This window comes from Pontibacter sp. LHS1, assembly GCF_058932855.1.
Map to the genome: position 1 here is coordinate 1 of NZ_JBZYWF010000033.1, position 841 is coordinate 841.

The 841-nt window shown below is 57.9% G+C and carries 1 protein-coding gene and 1 pseudogene; both read right to left on the bottom strand.

Features of this window, described 5'->3' with window-relative positions:
- Window positions 1-300: pseudogene (locus AC5FXQ_RS21750) on the bottom strand (IS3 family transposase); the annotation flags it as partial.
- A 98-nt stretch (window positions 301-398) separates the two neighbouring features.
- Entirely contained in the window at window positions 399-800 is a 402-nt protein-coding gene (locus tag AC5FXQ_RS21755) for a hypothetical protein (protein ID WP_493604512.1), read from the bottom strand.
- Window positions 801-841 lie beyond the last annotated feature (41 nt).

The window sequence follows — 841 nt, forward strand, 5'->3', positions numbered from 1 at the left end:
GGTCACCAGCGAGAGGTAATTGTGCCCCTCCCGGGTGGGAATGTAGGTGATGTCGGCCACCCACACCTGCTCGGGGCGGTGGATGAGAAGCCCCTCCACCAGGTTGCTGTGCTTTTTCATCCAGTGCCTGGAATTGGTCGTCCTGTGATAGCTCTTGCGGGGCTTTATCAGCAGCCCCTTGTCCCTGAGGATGGCGAAAAGCTTGTCCCGTCCTACCCCGAGCCGCTCCTGCAAGAGGTAATGGAGCTTACGGGTGCCCAGGCGCGGCATCCGCAGCCGGAGCTGCTGCACCAGCTCCACGACCCGGTCAGCCAGCTCCCTTTGCCCCAGGGCCCTTTCCTGCCGCTGGTAGTGGGCTTGGCGGCTGTGGCCAAGCAGTCTGCAGGCCAGCGAAAGGCTTATCTGCCCTTCCCGGCGGAGCTGCTCGACGGCTTGGCCAGCGGCTTTTTTCGGATCTGGACGCCCATCTGGCCCTCGGCCACGTCAATGATGGTGTCCAGCAGCTTGGCCTTGAGTTCGGCTTCTTTCAGTTGCTTTTGAGTAGCAGCCAGCTGGGCTTCTAATTCTTTGATGCGTTGGTTGGGTGTTTTTGCCATGGCGCCTGGATTGAAGTCCCAAGTTAAGCGTCCGTGCTTGCGGAGCCAAACCAAAACGGTGCTTCTTCCCTGGATGCCGTACTTCTTCTGGGCTTGTTTGTAGGTCAGGTCTCCCCGCTCTACCTCAGCCACTACCTGCAGTTTAAAGCCCAAGGTATAGTCACACTGGGTGCGCTTGCTTCTTTTCTCTGTCGCTTTTTCCATATAAGGTTGATAGTTGTGTCAACCTATTTCAGGACGGTACA

Bases quoted from the DNA above. Each gene is read 5' to 3' on its own strand.
- AC5FXQ_RS21755 (WP_493604512.1), bottom strand. From the start codon at position 800: ATGGAAAAAGCGACAGAGAAAAGAAGCAAGCGCACCCAGTGTGACTAT.